The organism is Euzebya pacifica, from assembly GCF_003344865.1.
Classification (GTDB): domain Bacteria; phylum Actinomycetota; class Nitriliruptoria; order Euzebyales; family Euzebyaceae; genus Euzebya; species Euzebya pacifica.
Window position 1 is genome coordinate 3,297,386 of record NZ_CP031165.1, and the last position, 20,832, is coordinate 3,318,217.

Annotated in this window: 15 protein-coding genes; 3 read left to right on the plus strand and 12 right to left on the minus strand. The window is 70.1% G+C overall.

Going from position 1 to position 20,832, the window contains the following annotated elements; genetic code table 11:
- Positions 1-15: 15 nt before the first annotated feature.
- From DVS28_RS14050 to hisI, 4 genes are read right to left on the minus strand one after another with little or no spacing between them, the layout of a single operon-like run.
- Entirely contained in the window at positions 16-1,005 is a 990-nt protein-coding gene (locus DVS28_RS14050; protein ID WP_164710532.1) for a Ppx/GppA family phosphatase, read from the minus strand.
- A complete protein-coding gene (locus DVS28_RS14055; RefSeq protein ID WP_114592008.1) occupies positions 1,002-1,553 on the minus strand; it encodes a hypothetical protein in 552 nt (183 codons plus the stop codon). The genes DVS28_RS14050 and DVS28_RS14055 overlap by 4 nt, the downstream gene beginning before the upstream one ends.
- Positions 1,550-3,040 (minus strand): anthranilate synthase component I, encoded by a 1,491-nt coding sequence (trpE, locus tag DVS28_RS14060; protein ID WP_114592009.1) that lies wholly within the window; start codon positions 3,038-3,040, stop codon positions 1,550-1,552. The genes DVS28_RS14055 and trpE overlap by 4 nt, the downstream gene beginning before the upstream one ends.
- Positions 3,037-3,378, minus strand: a complete 342-nt coding sequence (gene hisI / locus DVS28_RS14065; RefSeq protein ID WP_114592010.1) for a phosphoribosyl-AMP cyclohydrolase — start codon at positions 3,376-3,378, stop codon at positions 3,037-3,039. The genes trpE and hisI overlap by 4 nt, the downstream gene beginning before the upstream one ends.
- Positions 3,379-3,517: 139 nt before the next feature.
- Here hisI and DVS28_RS14070 point away from each other — a divergent pair, with 139 nt between their 5' ends.
- Together DVS28_RS14070 and DVS28_RS14075 are read left to right on the plus strand one after the other, a co-directional pair.
- A complete protein-coding gene (locus tag DVS28_RS14070) occupies positions 3,518-4,621 on the plus strand; it encodes a type 1 periplasmic-binding domain-containing protein (protein ID WP_164710533.1) in 1,104 nt (367 codons plus the stop codon).
- Entirely contained in the window at positions 4,612-4,926 is a 315-nt protein-coding gene (locus DVS28_RS14075; RefSeq protein ID WP_114592012.1) for a DUF6916 family protein, read from the plus strand. The genes DVS28_RS14070 and DVS28_RS14075 overlap by 10 nt, the downstream gene beginning before the upstream one ends.
- On the opposite strand, the gene DVS28_RS14080 is transcribed toward DVS28_RS14075, so the two are convergent.
- The 7 genes from DVS28_RS14080 to DVS28_RS14110 form a co-directional block, all read right to left on the minus strand.
- Positions 4,896-5,450, minus strand: coding sequence for a GNAT family N-acetyltransferase (locus DVS28_RS14080; protein WP_114592013.1), 555 nt, complete (start codon positions 5,448-5,450; stop codon positions 4,896-4,898). The genes DVS28_RS14075 and DVS28_RS14080 overlap by 31 nt on opposite strands.
- A 1-nt stretch (position 5,451) precedes the next feature.
- On the minus strand, positions 5,452-5,967 hold the full coding sequence (locus tag DVS28_RS14085) for a phage tail protein (protein ID WP_114592014.1): 516 nt from the start codon (positions 5,965-5,967) through the stop codon (positions 5,452-5,454).
- A 12-nt stretch (positions 5,968-5,979) separates the two neighbouring features.
- Complete coding sequence (locus DVS28_RS14090) at positions 5,980-6,495, minus strand: phage tail protein (protein WP_114592015.1); 516 nt, start codon at positions 6,493-6,495, stop codon at positions 5,980-5,982.
- A gap of 24 nt (positions 6,496-6,519) precedes the next feature.
- A complete protein-coding gene (locus tag DVS28_RS14095; RefSeq protein WP_114592016.1) occupies positions 6,520-7,038 on the minus strand; it encodes a phage tail protein in 519 nt (172 codons plus the stop codon).
- A gap of 12 nt (positions 7,039-7,050) precedes the next feature.
- A complete protein-coding gene (locus DVS28_RS14100; protein ID WP_114592017.1) occupies positions 7,051-13,620 on the minus strand; it encodes a tandem-95 repeat protein in 6,570 nt (2,189 codons plus the stop codon).
- 157 nt (positions 13,621-13,777) lie between these two features.
- Positions 13,778-15,799: a beta strand repeat-containing protein gene (locus tag DVS28_RS14105; protein ID WP_114592018.1), complete on the minus strand. Its 2,022-nt coding sequence runs from the start codon at positions 15,797-15,799 to the stop codon at positions 13,778-13,780.
- On the minus strand, positions 15,796-19,197 hold the full coding sequence (locus tag DVS28_RS14110) for an Ig-like domain-containing protein (protein WP_245973632.1): 3,402 nt from the start codon (positions 19,195-19,197) through the stop codon (positions 15,796-15,798). The genes DVS28_RS14105 and DVS28_RS14110 overlap by 4 nt, the downstream gene beginning before the upstream one ends.
- Positions 19,198-19,366: 169 nt before the next feature.
- Between DVS28_RS14110 and DVS28_RS14115 the strand changes: the two genes are divergently transcribed.
- Positions 19,367-20,059, plus strand: coding sequence for an alpha/beta fold hydrolase (locus tag DVS28_RS14115; RefSeq protein ID WP_114592020.1), 693 nt, complete (start codon positions 19,367-19,369; stop codon positions 20,057-20,059).
- On the opposite strand, the gene hisF is transcribed toward DVS28_RS14115, so the two are convergent.
- Positions 20,056-20,832: an imidazole glycerol phosphate synthase subunit HisF gene (hisF, locus tag DVS28_RS14120; protein WP_114594187.1), complete on the minus strand. Its 777-nt coding sequence runs from the start codon at positions 20,830-20,832 to the stop codon at positions 20,056-20,058. The two genes, DVS28_RS14115 and hisF, sit on opposite strands and share 4 nt — an antisense overlap.

Sequence of the window (20,832 nt, forward strand, 5' to 3'; positions counted from 1 at the left end):
AGGAAGTCACGACGATCAGCCACGGCGGTCCTCCCGGTCGACGACGAAGTCGTGGTCGACGATGTGGCCGTCGGCGCCGAGGTCCAGCAGGACACCCTCCCGCAGCCCCCAGTCGCACAGGGTGATCGACTGCAGGCCGAACGCCTCCATGGCGGCAAGGACCGAGATGCCCGCGGCGGGCAGCAGGTCGGCACGCTTGGAGCTGATGCCCGGCAGGTCCATCCGGTCGTGGGCGTCGACGGAGCACAGGCGGGAGTAGGCCAGCTCCATCTGCTCGCGGCTGACCATCATCCCGCGCACCTTGGCGGGCGCCGAGCCGCTGGTCAGCGCGAGGCCGAAGCGGGCGATGTCGCGGATGCTGCCGGCGGTCGCCAGCGCGACGAGCGGCTCGTCGGGGGTGGTCCGCGCCGCGAGGACCTTGTCGGCGGCCGGCTGGATCAGCTCCATGGCCATGGCATGCAACGCTGCCCGCTCGTGGAGCCGTGGCGGGTCGGAGATCCGATCGACCAGCTTGGCGCCGCCCAGCGGGAAGGTGGCGCCGGAGACCATGCCGTTGGTGCCGCCGAGCGCGACCTCGAGGGACCCGCCGCCGAGGTCGAGCCCCAGGACTTCCTGCTCGGGCGGCAGGTTGAGCGCACACGCCATGCCCTTCAGCGACAGGGCGGCCTCGTCCAGGCCGTCGAGCAGCTGCACGGGGACGCCGTGGCGGTCCTTCATCTGCTGCAGGAACTCGGGACCGTCCTCGGCGACGCGGAGCGCCTCGGTGCCGACGGCGATGACCTTGTCGGCCCCTTCGTCGTCGGCCAGCTCGACCAGGGTGGTGAAGGCCTCGACCGCGCGGCCGAACGCCTCGCTGCCCAGCCGTCCGGTGCGCGAGACCGGTTCGCCCAGGCGGATGGTCTTCTTGCGGGTCGTGACCCGCTTGATCCGTCCGCGGGGCCGGGTGTCGGCCACCAGCAGGTGGAAGGAGTTGGAGCCCAGGTCGAGGGCTGCCAGGCGGGTCACGTGTCGTCCTCTGTCATGGCATCGGGGTCGGCGCTCTCGTCGTCGGCGACGGCCAGCTCCCAGTCGTCGGGACCGGCAGCCGCGTCACCGCGAACGGCCTCGACCGTATAGCGCGAGGGACCGTCGGGGCGAGACGGGGCGGTGGCGTCACCGGCATCGGACCGTCTGGTGGTCGAGGCCACGGCGATGCCGCCGCCGGCGACCAGGCCGACACATGCGGCCAGCGCCATCCTCGGCGCGCTCGTGGCCACGCCGGCATCGGGGGCCAGGCCGTCGATGGCGGTCACGGCGCCGACCAGGCCCAGCGCGACGGTGACCCCTCCCAGCTTCGGCCAACGGACGGCCAGCCCGGCGACGACGAGGGCGGCGAGGCCGACGGTGATCAGGTTGCCGGCGACCTCGGGACCGGCGACGGTCTCGGTGCGTTCGACGACGACCTCCTCGCCGAAGGGTTCGTCGACGGTGATGGTGGCCCAGTCCGCGACGCTGGCGCCGAGCAGCAGCAGGGCGGCCGCGAGGGTCAGCAGCGCGGCGTTGCGCGCGTTCATCCCGCTTCCCACGCCTCGGCCGCACGGACTGCCGAAAGCAGTGCCATGGCCTTGTTCCGCGTCTCCTCGTACTCCTTCTCGGGCACGCTGTCGGCGACGACGCCGGCACCGGCCTGCACGTGGGCACGGCCACCGTGGAAGACGAGGGTGCGGATGGCGATGCACAGGTCGACGTTGCCGGCGAGGTCGACGTAGCCGATACCGCCGCCGTAGATCGCCCGTCGGGTCGGTTCGACCTCGTCGATGATCTCCATCGCCCGGACCTTGGGCGCGCCCGACAGGGTGCCGGCCGGGAACGTGGCCCGGATGACGTCGACGGCGCTCATGCCCTCGTTGACCTCGGCCTGCACGCGTGAGACCAAGTGCATGATGTGGCTGTAGCGGACGACGGACATGAAGTCGTCGACCCTGACCGATCCGGTCCGGGAGATCCGGCCCAGGTCGTTGCGGGCGAGGTCGACGAGCATGACGTGCTCGGCCCGTTCCTTCTCGTCGCCCTGCAGCGTGGCCTCGTAGGCCGCGTCCTCGGCTTCGCTCTCCCCGCGCGGCTGCGAGCCGGCGATCGGCCAGATCTCCGCCACCCCCTTGCGTGCGGTCACCAGCGCCTCGGGCGAGGACCCGACGATCTGCAGGTCGCCGTAGTCGAACAGGTACATGTACGGCGAGGGGTTGATCACGCGCAGCACGCGGTGCACGGCCAGGGGGTCGACGTCGGTGTCCAGGGAGAACCGCTGGGACGGCACGACCTGGAAGGCGTCGCCGGCACGGATGTAGGCCTTGCACGCCTCGACGCTGGCCATGTAGGCCTCGGGGGTCATGTTGGACTCGGCCCGCTCGACGCGGCTGGGCTGCGGCGGCGGGATGACCGGGGCGGTGATGGGTTCGGCCAACCGGGCGACCAGCGCCTCGGTGTCGGCGACCGCTCGGTCCCAGTCGGCACCGGGGTCGTCGCCGGGGATGGTGTTGGTGACCACGATCAACCGCTGCCGGAGGTGGTCGAACGCCACGACCTGCCCGGGGAGCATCATCCGGACGTCGTCGAGGCCCTGGTCGTCGAGGGTGTCGTCGGGCAGGTCCTCGATGTGGCGGACGATGTCCCAGCCGAGGTAACCGACGAGGCCGGCGAACAGCGGGGGCATGTCGTCGAGGTCGGGGACCGTCAGGGACGCCAGCAGCGCCTCGATGGTGGCGAGGGGGTCGCCGGTGTCGGCAGCGGTGGCGACCGCGTCGGGGACGGGACCGGTGACGGCCACCTGGCCGTGACGGGCACGGAGGGAGATCAGCGGGTTGAGGCCGGTGAAGGAGTAGCGGCCCCAGCGTTCGCCGTGCTCGACGGACTCCAGCAGGAACGACCCGGGCCCGCGCAGGCGGTCGTAGACGCTGACGGGGGTGGAGACATCGGCGAGCACCTCGCGCACGACGGGCACGAGGACGTGGTCGGCGGCGAGGGCGACGTAGGTGTCGCGGTCCGGGCGGTAGCCGTTCACGAGGTGGCGATCCGGCTGCCGAAGCAGGTGCGCGCACCGGTGTGGCAGGCCACGCCGTCGGGGCCCTGGTCGACGCGGATGAGCAGCGTGTCGGCGTCGCAGTCGGCGTCGACGGAGATCACCTTCTGGGTGTTGCCGCTCGTCGCACCCTTGTGCCAGCGCTCCTTGCGGGAGCGGGACCAGAACACGGTCTCGCCGAGGGCAAGGGTCTCGGCCAGCGTGTCCGGCGTCATCCACGCCATCATCAGGACCTCGCCGCTGTCGTGCTGCTGCACGATGGCGGGGATCAGGCCGTCACTGGTCAGGGTCAGGGTCGAGCGCAACTCGTCGGCGTTCATGGGAGGGGAAATGGTAGCGGCCGGCGCTGTCGCCGTTCCCCACACGGCTGGCTGCCGACCCCCAATCCTTACATCGAGTTCCCCGGTCCTCACGAACCGGGAGCTCGGTCTAGGCTCCCGCCATGACCACAGGCATGACGTGCAGACGCTGACCCGACGACAGCTCGGCCTCGGTGGCGCGGCCGCCCTTGCTGCCGCGGCCAGCTCGACCCTCCTCCAGCCTGCTGGTGGGACGACAATGCGGCTCGGCTTGGGCGCGATGAAGCCGACCAACCTGCGGATCGGCGCGATCCTGCCCACTTCGCCGTGGGACGCCGAGCTGCCACGTCGGCTCGTGGCCGGGCTGCGCGAGGCCCTGGCCGCTCCTGGCTGGCTCTCCACGGAGATTGTCGAGCGCGACGTGGAGGGCGGCATCATCGGCATCCAGCAGGCCGGAAGCGAGCTGCTCGCCGAGGACGTCGATGTCCTGCTGGCGGTCACGAACCCGCTTGCCGCCGACCGCGTCGTCATCGATGCGTCGGACGCAGCGGTTCCGCTGCTGGTGTCCACCTTCGGGGCGATGACCGCCCGTGGCCTCGGCCGTCCGGAGGTTCCGGCGGTCGTGCACGGCCTGCACATGGCCGACGCCGGGGCCGCGCTGGGCGCGTGGACCGTACGGCACAACGGCCCGCGGGTCGGTGTGCTGGCCAGGGACCGCGAAGCCATGTTCGACCTGCTGTCGGAGTTCGGCCGTGGGGTCACCAGCGCGGGGGGAACCCTGGTCACCGTGGAGGTCGTCCACGAGGTCGGTCAGGTCGCCGATGCCCTCGACCGCATGCACGCCGCCGGGATCGACACCTTGCACCTGGAGGTCGGTGGCGTCGATGCACCCACGTACCTGGACGTGGTCACGAGCTCCTCCGTCGCAGGCCTGCCGCGGACCGCAGGCCCCTCTGCGGGCGACCCGGGCGCCACGTCGTGTGCCTCCTGGGGGTCGGGGCAGGACCCGGCCCACCAGCTCGGGGTCGAGACGGGATCGTTGCTGGCGGCAGCAGTGCGACGAGGTCGCGGTCGCATGGCGCCGATGGCTGGGCTCTCCTTCACGACCGAGCGGGGCACGGTGTCGATCGACCCGAGGACTGGTGTGTCCTCCGGTCCGGTTTTTCTCGGCGGTTCGGCGGACGTTGTCGCCGTCCCGCCGGGGGCTCACGGATCCCTCGTGCAGCCGGTGACGGGCGTGCTGTCGGAGTACGGATGCTTCTGACCGATCCTGGCGAGGCAGACGTCCGGTTCTTCGAGGAACGACTCGGCGCCGAGCTGGTGCTGGCCGAGACCGATCGTGTCCGGCTCGAGCTGGTGGCAGCCGAGCCCCGCAGGACCGGACCGGACGACGACGGCACGACGGCGTTCGTGGTCACCTTCCACGGCCCGCCCGCTCCAGTCCTCGAGCAGGGCACATGGACGCTACGGGGCGACGAGATCGACATGCCCCTGTTCGTGGTGCCGACCGGTCCGACCGAGGACGCTCGGGCCATGTGCTACGACGCGGTGTTCACCCGGCTCGCCTGATCCGAGGCGGCCTGTCGCCACCCCATCAGCCAGTGGGTGTCGCCGAGACGACCGGTCACCTGGAATCCGAGCCGGGCGTAGAACCTGAGCCCGGCGTCGTTCGTGACGTCCACGGCGTGGCCGAGGATGCGTCCCGTGGCCTTGGCCTCGTCCTGCAGCCCCCTGATCAGCACGGTCCCGATCCCGCGGTTGCGGTGCGTGTCGACGATGGCGATGTCGAGGAGGCGGATCTCCTCGGTCCGCCGGTCGACCCACAGGCGGCCAACGTCCACGCCATCGGCCACGACGATGTGATGGTCGGACGTGGGGAACCGGCGTCGGTAGTCGCTGGCCTGCGCGTGGAACTGCGAGTCGACCAACGCGGCGGCCTGTGCGGGGGGAAGCGGCAGGTCGCCGAGCATCCGCCCCCGGACATCGGCGAACAAGGCGCGCAGGAACGACTCGTCCGCCGGGTCGACCGCCCTGAGCGAGACCGCAGGGGTCGGGCGGGGAACCCAGCGCCCGTCGTGCTCCGTCCGATGCACGTCAGTTCCGGGACGGGAAGACGCCCTGGAGTGCGATGATCCAGCGCACCGCCAGGAACGGCTGCATGTTCTCGTGGGACTGGCCGCCACCGGTGTTGGTCGAGGAATCCATCGGCGTCGTGGACCCCCCGGCTGGTGCGTACTGCTGGACGCCGCGCCCGGACGCCGGCAGCTCGCCGGTCGGGTCGTCGTCCCTGGCGGTCCGGTTGGAGACGGCGGACCCGTGGGAATGCGACGGCATTGTCGGCGCCGTCAACGTGACCCGCTCCGCTCCCCCCTTCTGCCCCAATGGTCTGGGGGAAAGACCCGGGCCGTTGCCGGGTCCGATCACGGCACGACCACGGCAGTCGGGAAGCCCGAACGTGGTCCTGCCGTCCCCGCCATAGGTGGTACCGAGGAGGGAGAACAACGCGGTGTTCTGCGAGATCGGCAGCAGCTGACCCTCGCAGAACGCCCAGGCGCGGGGTGCGAAGTTCGGCGCCCACGCGCGGACCTCGGCGATGAATGGTTCGGCCACGGGATACTCCTGTCAGTTCCTGCTGGGGAAAACGCCCTGGAGCGCGATGCAGTAGTACATCGCGATGAAGGGCTGCATGTTCTCGTGTGGCAGGCCACCACCGGCAGGGGCGATGGTCGGCATCGTGCCGAGCGGCGGACGCGAGCCATACGCCCGCGTGGTGCCGTCGGTGTCGGCCAGCACGTTACCGGTGGGGTCGGTCGTCGTTGCGGGGTCACTGCTGGCTGGCCACCCGTGGGTGTGCGCTGGCAGGTGCTGCTGGGTCAGCGTGACGGTCTCTGCACCGAACGTCTGCCCCTGCCGATAGTCCTGTAGGCCGGGCCCCTGACCGGTGTGCACCGGGCCACGACCACGCAGGTCCGGCAGCGCGAAGTTCGTGCGGCCGTCGCCGCCGTACATGGTGCCCAGGAGGGAGAAGAGCGCTTGGTTCTGCGAGATCTGCAGGAGCTGGCCTTCGCAGAACGCGAAGCCTCGTGGGGCGAAGTTGCCGGCGAAGATGATGATCTCACCGAGGAAGGGTTCCGACATGGGTGGTACCTGTCTGCTCGAATCTCAGTTTCGCGAGGGGAACTGGCCCTGGACGCAGATCACCCAACGAAGGGTGATGCTCGGCATCCGGTTCTCGTGCGCTTGGTCGCCGCCGGACGACCCGGCTGCCCCCGCCGCCAGAGTGCCTGCGCCCGGGCCGGACCGGTACAACGGATCCGTCGAGGTGGCGAACAGGTTGCCGTCCGGGTCCTCTGTCGTTGCGTCGGCGTCGGCCGCCGTGATGGTGTGGCTGTGCGACCCCATCTCGTTCAGGCTCAACGTGTGCAGCTCCTGGCCAGCCTTCTGGCCCTGCGACCTCGACGTCAGTCCTGGACCGTTGCCGGCCGCGATGGGCAGCCGCCCTCGCAGGTCCGGAAGGGCGAACGTCGTGCGGCCGTCGCCGCCGTAGATGGTGCCGAGAAGGCTGAAGAGCGCCGTGTTGGACGAAATGGCCAGCAGCTGGCCGTTGCAGTCCATCCAGCCGCGGGGGGCGAAGTTGCCTCCGAAGAGCATGAGGTCGCCGAGATAGGGATTAGCGGACATGAAGGGGCCCTTTCAGCGTGTGTCAGGGAGGCTGCAGTTGGTTGCGGAACCGTTCTGGACACCGGGCGTGAGCACAACTGCCGAGGACAACATGTTGTTGGCCTCGAGGTAGGGCTGCGGGCTGGTCGTGTTGGCGTTGCCCTCGACCGTCAGCGTTCCGGAGTCATGCCAGAGGAACAAGCCGTCACCGGCGGGATCACCGGTGAGGGTGTTGCCGGTGATGTCCAGGCAGCTGGTCCCCGGCGCGTCGTCGATGAAGATCTCGAGGCCGCTGAAGGCCGTGATCGTGTGGTTGGTGATCGTGGCAGCCAACGAACCGCCGGTTGTTGGCGCACCGGCGGAGTCGACGAAGATGCCCGACAGCGGATCGGCCCCGGCAGTGGCGTTGTCATCCAGTCGCACGACCACCTCGTCGGATCCGTCGCCGCGGAGGACCTCGTAGCCGACCTCGCCGGTGTTGGTCACGGTGTTGCCGGTGACGGTTGCCTCCAGCAGGCCAGCCGCATCGCTGAAGCTGGCAACGCTCACGCCGGCGTAGTCCCCTGCGCTGTCGACTTCGGTGCCGAGACCGATCTGGTTGTTGGTGATCGTGGAGTGGAGCTGCGGATCGTCGGTCGGATCGTTGGCGTCGATGAAGACGAAGATCCCGGTTTGGTTCCCCACTGGGTTGTCGATGGCCACCGTGTTGTTGTCGAACTCCACGACCCCGTCGGCGTCGCCTGACGACACGACGGCCAGCGGGCTTGCGCTGTTGACGACGACCTCGCTGTTGATGACGTTGACATCACCTCGGCCCAGTCCGAGGAACTCGGTGAGCACTCCCTCGCTCTGGCTGCCGGCGGTGAACGGTGACAGTGAACCGATCGTGATGTCGTCGATGAGGAAGGACTGCATGGAGTTCGCCCCCGTAGCGCCCTGGGTGCCGATGGTTCCGGCCCTGGGAACGACGTCGTCACCTGCTTGGAGGTGCACCCCGTATCCGGACACACCGTCGATGTCCAGACCGGCGATCGTGCCGGTCGGGATCGTGGCCGTCGTGCCGACGGCTCGCAGCATGACCGCCGAACCCGCGTTGCCGACCGTCTGGATGTCGACATCGGGGTCGGAGTCGGTGATGGTCACGGTCCCAGACGTCGTCGTCCGCTCGACCAGGATCGCGGTATCGGCCGAGTTCGTGACGGTCGGATCGGTGATCGTGACCGCACCCGGGTCCACCAGCTGGATGCCGTGTTCGTCCGGTGCGTTGCCGGGGTTGGTGATCGTCGTGCTGTTGAGGGTCACCGCTCCCCCTCCTGTGGCGTTGATGCCGTGCCGCCCAGCGTTGGTGATGGTCAGGTCGTCGAGGCTGACCAGCCCCCCCACGTTGGACAACGAGATCCCGTCGTTGGAGACACCCTGGATCGTGCCACCATCGTTGCCCGTCCCGCCGGTCACGGTGAACGCCCCGGCGCCCGTGTTGGCCAGCACGATGCCGTCGGTACCGCCGTTGGTCGACACGCTGTCGAAGGTCACCCCGACGCCGCCGATCGTGCCGAGGATGTTCACGGCCGTGCCCGTGCCCGACGACGCGGTCGACCCGACGCCGGCCACGTTGATGGTCGTGCCGGTCCCCACATCCAGGCCCATGCCCGAGGTGCCCGTGGCCTGCAGGCCACCGAGCGCCGACAGCGTGGTCGCACCGCCAGTCAGCTGCAGACCGCCGACGCCCGACGCCTGCACCAACCCACCGAAGGTCGTCGTCGGACCGCTGTCGATGTCGACCGCGGTCGAGGCGTTGTTGGTGACCGTCGTGGTGCCCTCCACGGTGAACGAGCCCCCAGTGGACGTGATGTCGATGCCGGGTGCACTTGCGTTGCTGGAGGACACGCTGTCCGTGGTCAGGGCAAGCGAGGGGATCGCGGTGACGTCGATCGCTTGGTCCCCGCTGCTGTGCATCCGCTCCTGTCCAGCCGTGCCGTTGGTGATGGTGAGGGCGCTCAGGTTCTGGGCCTGCAGCGCGATGCCGGTGACGTCGACATCGAGGCTGTCGATCACGACCGCGTCGGTTGTTGCACCGGTGTCGACGAAGCGCGGGCCGTTGCCGGTGCCGGTCACGTCGACCGTGCCGAGGAACAGGGTCCCTCCGACCTGGTTGGTGTGGATTGCCCGATCGCCCGCACCAGCGAGGACCACGTCGATCGAGTCGATGTGCCGGTCGCCAGCGGGCAGGGTGCCCATCGTGCCGCCGATCAGTGAGATGGCCCTGCCAGTCCCGCTGATGGTGACGTCGGACATGGCCAGGGTCCCGAAGCCCGTGTTGCCCACGAGACCGATGCCGCTCGTGCTTCCGATGTCGAGGCCGCGGACGGTGTTGTCCGTGCCCAGCGTGATGCCGTCAGCGGAGCTGGTGACAACGGGTGCGGTCCCCGCGGCCGCCAGCTGGGTTGGCCCGGGGCCGACCTCGAGGGCGACGCCCGCACCGATCAGCTTCTGGTCGTTCAGCAAGGTGATGCCTGCCCCGCCCGTGGGCGATGCGGACTCACCGACGTGGATGATGTCGCCGGCACCGCCCACCGTTGCTGGCATCGTGTCGAACGGGGTGTGCGACCGTCCGTCCCCGCCGGCTGCAGCGTCGGCGTCGACGTACCAGATCATGTTCGACAGGTTGATCGTGACCGTGCCCGTGTCGTTGGCCGTGCCGTCGGTGACGGTGTAGGTGAACATGTCCGTGGTGGTCGACCCGACCGCTGGCGTGTACACGAAGGTGCCGTCGGCCTGGATGTCGACGGCGCCACCCTGTGCGGTCGCCTGTCCCGACGCAGCCGTGGCGGTGAGTGTGTCACCATCGCCGTCGGTGTCGTTGCCGACGACGGTGCCCTGGATGCGAACGCCGGGGCCTCGCAGGACGGGGGTCGGCTCGGTGAGGTCGGTCACCACGATCAGCTCGGTGTTCCCGAAGGCGTCGTAGGTCTCGTCCACCGCTGCCGGCGGGTCGTTGACCGCGTTCACGGTGATGGACACCGTTGCCGCCGCCGACGTGGTGGTCCCGTCGTTGACGGTGAAGTCGAAGCCGTCGGGACCGTTGTAGTCGGCCGTCGGCGTGTAGGTCACCGTCGCGGTCTGGCCCACGCCGTTGCCGGAGATACCGCTCAAGCCCCCGCTTGTCGGTCCGGCGGAGATGGCGAACGTCAGGTCGTCGCCGTCGACGTCGGTGCCGGCCAGCGTGATGACCACCGAGTCGTCCTCGTCGACCGTCTCGCTGCCAGCCGTGGCGGTCGGCGGGTCCTCGACCGGGTCGACGGTGACCGACACGGTTGCCGCCGCCGACGTCGTGGTCCCGTCGTTGACGGTGAAGGTGAAGCTGTCGGGACCGTTGTAGTTGGCCGTCGGCGTGTAGGTCACGGTTGCGGTCTGCCCCGCGCCGTTGCCGGAGATGCCGCTCAAGCCCCCGCTCGTCGGCCCCGAAACGATGGCGAAGGTCAGGTCCGTGGTGTCGACGTCGGTACCCGACAGGGTGATGACCACCGAGTCGTCCTCGTCGACCGTCTCGCTGCCATCGGTGGCGGTCGGCGGGTCATCGACCGGGTTCACGGTGATGGAGATCGTGGCGTTGGCGCTGGAGTCGACGGTGCCGTCGTTGGCCTTGACCGTGAAGGAGTCGGACCCGTTGAAGTTCCCGTCGGGGGTGTAGGTGACCTGGGCGGTCGTGGGACCCGTCGAGGTGATCGCGCCGAGCGTGCCGTCGCCGGGTCCGGACACCACCGAGAAGGTCAGGGGGTCACCGTCGATGTCGCCGCCGGTGAGGGTCAGCGTCACCGCGACGTCCTCGTCGGTCGTGTCGCTGACGTCGTCCACGGTGGGCGGGTCGTTGACGTTGGAGACGGTGATGGAGACGGTGGCCGGGGCCGACGCCACGGTGCCGTCGTCGACGGTGAACGTGAAGCTGTCGGGGCCGGTGTAGTTCGCGGTCGGGATGTACTCCACGTTCGCCGTTGTGGCCCCCGTGGACACCACCGTGCCGAGCGCACCGTTGGTCGGGGGGCTGTCGATCGCGAAGGTGAGGGGGTCGCCATCAGGATCGCTGCCGGACAGGGCGATCACCACGGAGTCGTCCTCGTTGACCCCCGCGGTCCTTGCATCGGCGACCGGGGCGTCCTGAACGGGATCGACGGTGACGGTCACGGTGGCCAGCGCGGAGTCCAGGGCGCCGTCATTGGTGCGGAAGGTGAAGCTCTGCGTCCCGTTGCTGTTGAGGTCAGGGGTGAAGGTGAAGTCGCCCGTGTTGGCGTCGAGGGCGGTGACGCGCGCGTCGGCGGGGTCGATCGCGAAGGTGATCGGGTCGCCGTCGACGTCGCCACCGGTGAGGGTGCCGGAGACGGGCTGGTCCTCGTCGGTGGTCAGGCTCTGGTCGTCAGCGGTCGGCGCGTCCGGCACCGGGGTCACGGTGACGGAGATCGTGCCGGTCGAGGACAGGCCGTCCTCGGTTGCGCTGAAGGTGAAGCTGTCGGGCCCGTTGAAGTCGGCGTCGGGGGTGTAGGTGAACGCCCCGCCGGCCGCCACCGTTGCCGTGCCGTTGCTGGCATCGCCGTCCAGGGCGAACGTCACGGTGCCGCCGTCGACCGAGGTGGCCGTCACGGTCCCGCCGGCCGGCGTGTCCTCGTTGGTGGTGGCGGTGTCGTCGTTGGCGATCGGGGCGTCGTCGACCGGGGTGATGGTGATGTCGAACGTGGCCGGGGCGGTCGGGCCGCTGCCGTCGTCGACGGTGAAGGTGAAGCTGTCGACCCCGTTGACGTTGGGTGTCGGGGTGTAGGTGAACGCCCCGGTGTTGACGTCGAACGCCGTCAACGATCCCGCGGTGGGCGCGGTGTCGACCGCGAATACCAGCGCGTCGCCGTCCGCGTCGGTGCCCGAGACGCTGGCGACCAGGTCGACGTCCTCGTCGGTGGTCCCCGAGCCGTCGATGGCCACGGGGGCGTCCGGCACCGGGATGATGGTGATGTCCACGGTGGCGGGGGCGCTGTCGCGCGCTCCGTCCGACGCGGTGTAGGTGAAGCTGTCCGCGCCGTTGACATCAGGGTCAGGGGTGTAGGTGACCTGATCCGGAGCCGGACCGGCAACCACCGTGCCCTGGCCGGCGGGATCGGCGGTGTAGGTCAGGGCGTCCCCGTCGGCGTCGCGGCCCACGAGGGTGATGACCACCGGAGTGTCCTCGTCGGTCGTGACCGCGACGGGGTCGACGACCGGTGCGCGGTTCGCTGGCGGCCCCGCCACCGCGTCGACCTCGACGGTCACCGTTGCCGGCGCGGAGTCCGACGCGCCGTCGGAGGCGGTGTAGGTGAACGTGCGCGTGCCTGCGACGCCGAGCGGATCGAACGTGACCACGTCCCCGTCCAGGGTCACGTCGGCGTCCGTCGGCAGGTCACCGAGCGCGTAGGTCAGGGCATCGCCGTCGGGGTCGCTGCCGTCCAGCGTGATCTCGACCGGGGTGTCCTCGTCGGTCGTGGCGGTGAGGTCGCTGACGGTGGGCGGCTGGTTGTCGGCCGGGTCACCGAAGTCGAAGAGCCAGAAGTCGAGCAGGTCCAGGACCGACGGCGGTGTTGAGTCGGGCTCGACCAGGAGGATCGGGCCACCCACCGGACTGCCACCCTGGGCGAACCCGTCGGCGGCGGGCCGAACGGCGATCGCGGCACCGGCCAGGGCGTCGGCGAACGACCGCCCGCTGGCGACGTAGGCCACGTCGGTCTCGCCGCGTCCGAACAGTGCGCGCGCGATGGCTTCCGCCGTCTCGAACCTGGTGGCACCGGCGAGCCGCTCGACGGCGTCGGCAAGGTTGGACAGGTCGGCTTCCACGTTGGCGCTGATGGCGCTGGTCCCGCCGAGCACGGTGATCCGCTGTGGGGCCAGCCGCAGCAGCTCGGCCCGAGTGGCGTCGGGGAGCTGGTCGGTGTCGCTCAGCAGGATGACCCCGTCGCGGGCGGTCACGAGCGGACCGGCGGTCAGGGCGTCGGCGAAGTCGTCGGCGCGCGCGATCGCGACCTCGGCAGCACCGTCGGGGTGGGACGCCTGGGCCACGGCTACCGCGGTCTCGACGCGCGATTGCCCAGCGATCCGCTCGACGGGGGCGAACGCCGACAGGGACTCCTCCACCGCGTCGCTGACCGCGCCGGTCCCTCCGACCACGACGATCCGGGCGGGCGCCAGCCGCTCGATTTCCGTGGCGGTTGCCTCGGGCAGGTCCTCGGGGCGGGTCAGCAGGATGGGACCGCCGCTGCGTGCAGCCCATGGGCCGACGGCGAGGGCGTCGGCGAATCCTTCGCCGGTTGCGATGAAGACCACCGGCGCCTCGTCGGGGAACGCTCGTCCCGAGATCTCGGCGGCGGTCGCATACCGGTCGGGACCGGCCAGGACGGTGATGATGTCGGCGTGGCTGCGGAGCTGGTCCACCGCAGCGTTCGAGACCGCGGCAGGACCGCCGAGCACGAGGATCCGCGTGACGGGGTCGCCTGCCGGTTGGGCGCTCGCGGGGACGCTGAGCACCCCGGCGAGCAGCAGCAGGGACACGAGGACGCCCCAGACCTGGTTACGCGACTTCGTGTACAGCATCAACCGCTCCGATTCCAAGGTCTCGGGACGCTACCGCGTGACGAACGTCACCCGTCAGTCGGACGAGCAGCCGTAATATTTCGACCGGCGTCCTCAACCAACCGCTGCTGCGGGCGACCCACACCCTCCCATGGTTGGGGTCCCACCGGACGCTCCGCTAGCGGATGCGGGTGGTGGCACACGTGGAGCCATCGGGACCTCCTGACACCGTCGGTGCAGGGTCGATGAAGGTGTTCCTCCCGATCAGGTAGGCGCTGGCATCCCCGCCGGAGAACCCCGGGAAGGACAGGGTCGAGCCGCCGGACACGGTGACATCCGCTCCCGTTCCGAGGGTGAGGTCGGTGGCGGTCAAGGTGTTGGTGCCGACGTCGAGGCACCCGGCGGCGCCGTCGTCGATCACGGCTAACAGCCCGTGGAGCCGGCCGACGAGGGAACTGTCGGTGATCACGAGGTCGATGGCGCCACCGCTGCCGTTCGTCGAGAAGATGTCCATTCCACCCTCGGGAGTGGTCTGCGGGGTGGACACGACCGTCTGGGTGATCGTCCCGCGGATGTGATCCGCAGCCTTGCCACGATCGACACGCACTGCCGAGACGCTCGGGTTGATGACCTCGTTGCCGGTCAGGACGGCATCGAGGGTCCCGGCGCTGTCGCTGCCACCGATGGCGATGCCGACCGAGCCAGCGCCGTCGGCCTGCCCGTCGACCCCGATGATGTTGTCCCTCAGCGTCGCGTGGAGCACCGGAGCCTGGCCGGCGTTCCCAGCAAGGGCCGCGTTCACCGCCGCCAGACCGAAGGCCGGGTTGGCGATGGCCAGCGTGCTGTCGACGAGCTCGACGACGACATCGGCATCGTCCCGAGCGATGGTGCTGAACGCGAAGGCGTTCTCGCTGACGACGGTGACGTTGCGGACATCGACATCCATCGTGGCGTCGTCCAGTCCCGTCACCTGGATCCCGCCCGCAGCACCACCGACGAACGGCGCAACGCTGCCGACGGTCACGTCGTTGACCACGAACGACCCTGTGGAGTCGCTGCCCACCGACCCCTGCGTCCCGATCGAGGCCGGGTTCGCCAGAGGGCCATCGGCGATGATCCGAACGGCCGGACCATCGATACCGGTCATGCCGATCCCGTCGATCCGGCCACCAGCGATCGCCGCACCCGACCCGATCGCCGTCAGCTCGATACCGGCACCGGAGAACGGCGCCGACGTCGTGCGGATGTGCGGTCCAGGCGTCGTCGCGGTGATGGACACCTCACCCGTGGCCGTGCTGACGGTGCGGTCCACCTCGATCGCCGTGTCAGCGATCGTCGACAGGTCCGGATCGGTGATGGTCACCGCACCCGGATCGGTCAACCAGATGCCCCGTTCGTCATCAGCGTTGCCGATCGAGGACAGCGTCGGCCGGACCGCCTCGAACCCACCGGCCACGTCCTGTCCTCGGATGCCATGACGCCCGGTGCTGCTGATCGTCATGTCGTCGAGGCTGACCAGCCCCCCCACGTTGGTCAACGAGATCCCGTCGTTGGAGACACCCTGGATCGTGCCACCATCGTTGCCCGTCCCGCCGGTCACGGTGAACGCCCCGGCGCCCGTGTTGGCCAGCACGATGCCGTCGGTACCGCCGTTGGTCGACACGCTGTCGAAGGTCACCCCGACGCCGCCGATCGTGCCGAGGATGTTCACGGCCGTGTTGGTGCCCGACGACGCGGTCGACCCGACGCCGGCCACATTGATGGTCGTGCCGTTCCCCACATCCAGGCCCATGCCCGAGGTGCCCGTGGCCTGCAGGCCACCGAGCGCCGACAGCGTGGTCGCACCGCCGGTCAACTGCAGACCGCCGACGCCCGACGCCTGCACCAACCCACCGAAGGTCGTCGTCGGACCGCTGTCGATGTCGACCGCGGTCGCGGCGTTGTTGGTGACCGTCGTGGTGCCCTCCACGGTGAACGAGCCCCCGGTGGACGTGATGTCGATGCCGGGTGCACTTGCGTTGCTGGAGGACACGCTGTCCGTGGTCAGGGCAAGCGAGGGGACGTCGAACAGGTCGATGGCCTGGTCCCCGCCGCTGTGCAGCCGCTCCTGTGCGGCGGTGTTGTTGTCGACCACGAGGCTGGTGAGGTGGGATGCCTGCAGCGCCGTGCCGTCGACGCTGACGTCGAGGCTGTCGATCACGACCGAGCTCGAGCCCCCGGTCGCGCCGAGGAACCGCAGGCCGTGCCCGGACCCGCGATGTCAACGGCGCCGAGGCGGAACGGACCGTCCAGCGCGTCGGTCTCGATGCCGCGGTCGGCGGTCGAACCGGTGACGACAGCCACCTCGTCGATGTGGCTGTCGCCAATCGGCAGGTCGGCCAACCGCCCACCGGCGAGATCGACTGCGGCGCCGGTGCCGGTGATGCGGACGTCGGACATCGCAAGGGTCCCGAATCCGGCCCCGACGAGTCCGGGCCCTGCGGTGTCGCCGATCTCGAGGCCCTGCACGGTGTTGTCCTGCGCCAGGGTGATACCGGCAGCCGTGCTCGTGATCACCGGCGTGTCCCCTGCCGGGACCAGCGTGACGTTGGCCACCCCAAGGTCGGGGGCACCGACGACAAGGGGAACGCCGGAGCCGATCAGCCACTGGTCGTCGGCAAGGCCGATCCCCGAGCTGCCGTACGGCGTGCCGGTGCCCATCACATGGATGATGTCGCCTCGACCGCCCAGCGTGGGTGGGATCGTGTCCAGGGGGCTGTGCGAACGGCCGTCCCCACCGGGGTCGACGCGGTTGTCCACGTACCAGATCATGTCGAGGAGGTAGATGGTGACGGTAGCGGTGGCCGTGTTGTTGGCGGTGCCACCGTCGTCGACGGTGTAGGTGAACGTGTCTGTTCGAGCGGTCTCTCCCGCGTCCGGGACGTAGGCGAACGAGCCGTCGGCGGTGATGGTGACCGACCCGCCGCCGGTGGTCGGGCTGTCGGCGACGGGCACGACCGACAGGGTGTCGCCCTCGACCGGGTCGTCGTCGTTGTCCAGCAGGCTGCCCTGGACGCGAACACCCGGTCCGCGCAACGCTGGCCCGCTGCCGAGGTCGGCGGTGACGACCAGCTCGGTGTTGCCGAAGGCGTCGAAGGCGTCGTCAGCGGCGCTCGGCGGGTCGTTCACGGGTGTGACGGTGAGGGAAATCGTGGCGTTGGTCGCGGAGTCGCTGGTGGGGTCGCTGGCCTTGTAGGTGAAGGCATCGGGGCCGGCGTAGTCGGGGTCGGGCGTGTAGTCCACGGTGGCGGTCCGACCGTTGCCGTTGCCGACGATGGCTGCGAGCGTCCCGTGCGTCGGTCCGGACACGATGGTGAACACGAGGTCGTCGTCGTCGATGTCGGTCGCGGACAGGACGACGGTGACGGTGTGGTCCTCCTCCACCGAATCTGTGCTGTCGACCACCGAGGGTGGGTCGTTGCGGTTGCTGACCGTGATGGCCACGGTCGCGGGCGTCGAGGTCTCGATGCCGTCATCGGTGGTGAACGCGAAGCTGTCGGGTCCGGCGTAGTCCGCGGTCGGGGTGTAGAGGACCTCGGCGCTGGTCGGACCGGTCGAGGCGATCGTGCCCAGGGTTCCGTGGGCAGGTGGGGTGATGACCTCGAAGGTCAGGGTTTCGCCGTCGACGTCGGCGCCGGTCAGCAGGATGATCTCCTGGCCGTCCTCGTCCACGGTGACGGCCCGGTCGTCGGCGGTGGGACGGTCCTGGGTCGGTGCGACCTCGACGGTGACGGTGCCCCGGGTGGAGGTCAGGCTGCCGTCGTTGCTGACGAACGAGAAGGACTGGGTGCCGTTGCTGTCCGGCTCGGGCACGAAGGTGAACTCGCCCGTCGTGTCGTCCAGGGTGACGCGGGGGTCCGGCGGGTCGAGTGCGAAGGTGATCGCGTCGCCATCGACGTCGTCGCCGGTCAGGGTGCCGTCGAAGGGGACGTCCTCGTCGGTGGTGCCGCTGCCGTCGATGGCCACCGGCGGATCGGGCTGTGCCGTCACCGACACCGACACCGTGGCGGGTGCGCTGGACCGGTCACCATCCGATGCGGTGTAGGTGAACTGGTCGAGGCCGTTGACGTCGGCGTCCGGGGTGTAGGTGACCTGGTCGGATGCCGGCCCCGGGACGACCGTGCCGTGGGAGCCGGAGTCGGCGGTGAACGTCACCGCGTCGTCGTCGGGGTCCGTGGCCTGCAGCGTGACCACGACCGGGGTGTCCTCCGGGGTGGTCGTGCTGAGGTCCTGTGCGGTTGGGGCCGAGTTGACGGGCGGGTCGGGCACGGCGGTCACCTCGACGGTGACGGTGGCGGGAAACGAGTCGTTGTGCCAATCCGAGGCGATGTAGTCGAAGGTTCGGGTGCCCGGCGTTCCCAGGGGATCGAAGAGGACCACGTCACCATCGAGGTCGATCGTGGCGTCGGCTGGATGGTCGACGACCGTGAACACGAGGGGATCGTCGTTGGGGTCCGTTCCCTCCAGCTGGATGGAGATCGGCGTGTTCTCGTCGGTGCGGACGGCCAGATCCTGCACCGTTGGCCGGTTCCATTCCCAGTAGTCGGTCGGGCCCTCATCATCGCCCGCGGCGATGACGCCGATGACGACGACTGCCCCGAGGGCCCCCAAAATGGGGGCGGCCCCGCCGTAGCCCCCCTGGGCGAAGCGCCCGCCCCGCCCCGTCGCGAGCGAGATGCCGGTGAGCGCATCCGGGTAGGTGTTCCCGTCTGCGACGAGTGCGCGCTCCGCGCCACCGTTGGGATACATGCTCCGGGCGACCTCGGCGCTGGTCTCGTAGCGCGTGTCCCCCGCGATCCGTTCGACGGTGTCCGCCAGGTTCTCCAGGTCGGCCTCGACGTTGGCGCTGACCGCTGAGCGCCCGCCAAGGACGGTGATCCGGTCCGGGGCGAGCCGCAGCAGCTCGGCTCGGGTGGAGTCCGGAAGCTGATCGGTGGCCGTCAGCAGGATCACGCCGTCTCGGCTGAGCATCAGCGGGCCTGCGGACAGGGCATCGGCGAACTCGTCCTCGCGCACGATCGCCACCTCCGTTGCCCCGTCGGGGTGGGAGTCGCGCGACACGGCCACGGCGGTCGCTGACCTCGACGCCCCGGCCAAGCGCTCGACCGGGGCGAGGGCGGACAGGGCGTCCTCCACGGCTGGCCCGACGGCTGCCGATCCACCAACCACGACGATGCGGTCGGGTGCAAGCCGCTGCAGCTCCTCGGTCGTCTCCGAGGGCAGCTCCTCCGCACGCGTCAGCAGGATCGGCCCGTTGCGCCGGACCGCGAGGGGACCCACCGCAAGGGCGTCGGCGAAGTCCTCACCGGTCGCGACGTACACGACGGAGGCGCCGTCGGGGAACGCCTCCCTGGAGATGGTCGCTGCCGTGGCGTACCGGTTCGACCCCGCCAACCTGGTGACGACGTCGGCCAGGTCCTGTAGCTCGTCCTCCACTTCTTGACCGACCGACGCATGCCCCCCGAGCACGACGATCTCGGCCAGTCGGGAATCGGATTCCTGTGCATGCGACGGGCTCGGCGGCGTCAGGACGCCGACCACCATCACCACCGCCAGCATCAGGATCACCAGCCGCTCGAACGATCCGATGACGACGTTTCCTGAATCTTGGTACAGCAAAACAAGCTCCGAGTAGGGGGCGGGTTACCGTATGCGATCGTCGTTCAGTTGACGACACCGCCCGTCCGACGACCACCCGTGATGCGCGACGGGACGTAACCTCGACCCGATGCGCTACACACTCGTGCACTCCCCCCTCGTGGGACCCACCACCTGGTCGCTCGTGGCGACCCGTCTGCGTGCGCTCGGCCACGACGTGGCCGTGCCCTCGTTGGTCGACGTGGCGGCGCGGGGGCGCTGGCAGCAGGTCGTGGAGGCGGCTGCCGCGGGTGCGTGCGACGGCAGCGGTACCCACGTCGTGGTGGGCCACAGCGGCGCCGGTCCCCTCCTGCCCATGATCGCCAAGCGGATCTCGCCCGCCCCGACGGCCCTGGTCTTCGTCGACGCGGGTGTGCCACCGGCGTCGGGCACGGCTGACCTGGTTCCCCCGGCGTTCTTCGACCACCTCCTCGGGCTGGCCGTCGACGGCCGGCTGCCCCGGTGGTCGGACTGGTTCGGCGACGACGTCATGGCCGACCTGGTACAGGACCCGGACGTGCGGTCGGCCGCCGCAGCCGAGCTGCCGCAGCTGCCGCTGTCCTACTTCGCCGAGGCCGTCCCCGTGCCGAAGGGCTGGACCCGCATGCCGTGCGCCTACCTGCTGCTGAGCGACCCCTACGGCGCCGACCTGGCCGCGGCGGCGGAGCGCGGATGGCCGGTGGCCGTCGAGGCCGGCAAGCACCTGGACCTGCTCAACCGACCGGAGGCGATCACCGCATCGATCCTCGAGCTGGTGGCCGCCGCAGTTCCGGCGACGACCTAACGGCGCACGGGCACACCAGCGGCGGCCATGCCCGCCTTGACCTCGCCGATGGACAGCTCCCCGAAGTGGAAGATCGAGGCGGCGAGGACGGCCGAGGCCCGGCCCTCGGTGATGCCCTCCACCATGTGGTCGATGGTGCCCGCTCCCCCGCTGGCGATGACGGGGATGCCGACCGCGTCGTCGACGGCGCGCAGCAGCTCGGTGTCGAAGCCGATCTTGGAGCCGTCGCGGTCCATGGAGGTCAGGAGGATCTCGCCCGCCCCCCGCCGGCCGCACTCCGCGGCCCACTCGACGGCGTCGATGCCGGTGGCGGTGCGTCCGCCGTGGACGTACACCTCCCACCCGCTCGCCCCATCGGCCGGGTCCCGGCGCTTGGCGTCGATGGCGGCGACGACGCACTGGCTGCCGAACGCGTCGGCGATGGCCGACAGCACCGTCGGGTCGGCGACGGCCGCGGAGTTGACCGCGGTCTTGTCGGCCCCGGCGCGCAGCAGCCGCCGGGCGTCGGCCACCGACCGCACCCCACCGCCGACGGTCAGCGGGATGAAGACCTGCTCGGCGGTGATGGCGACGACGTCGTAGATCGTCTCGCGCTGGTCGGAGGACGCGGTGATGTCGAGGAAGACCAGCTCGTCGGCGCCCTCGGCGTCGTAGACCCGGGCCAGCTCCACCGGGTCGCCCGCGTCACGGATGTCCACGAACTGCACGCCCTTGACGACCCGTCCGCCGTCGACGTCCAGGCACGGGATGACCCGGGCGGCAAGGCCGTTCAC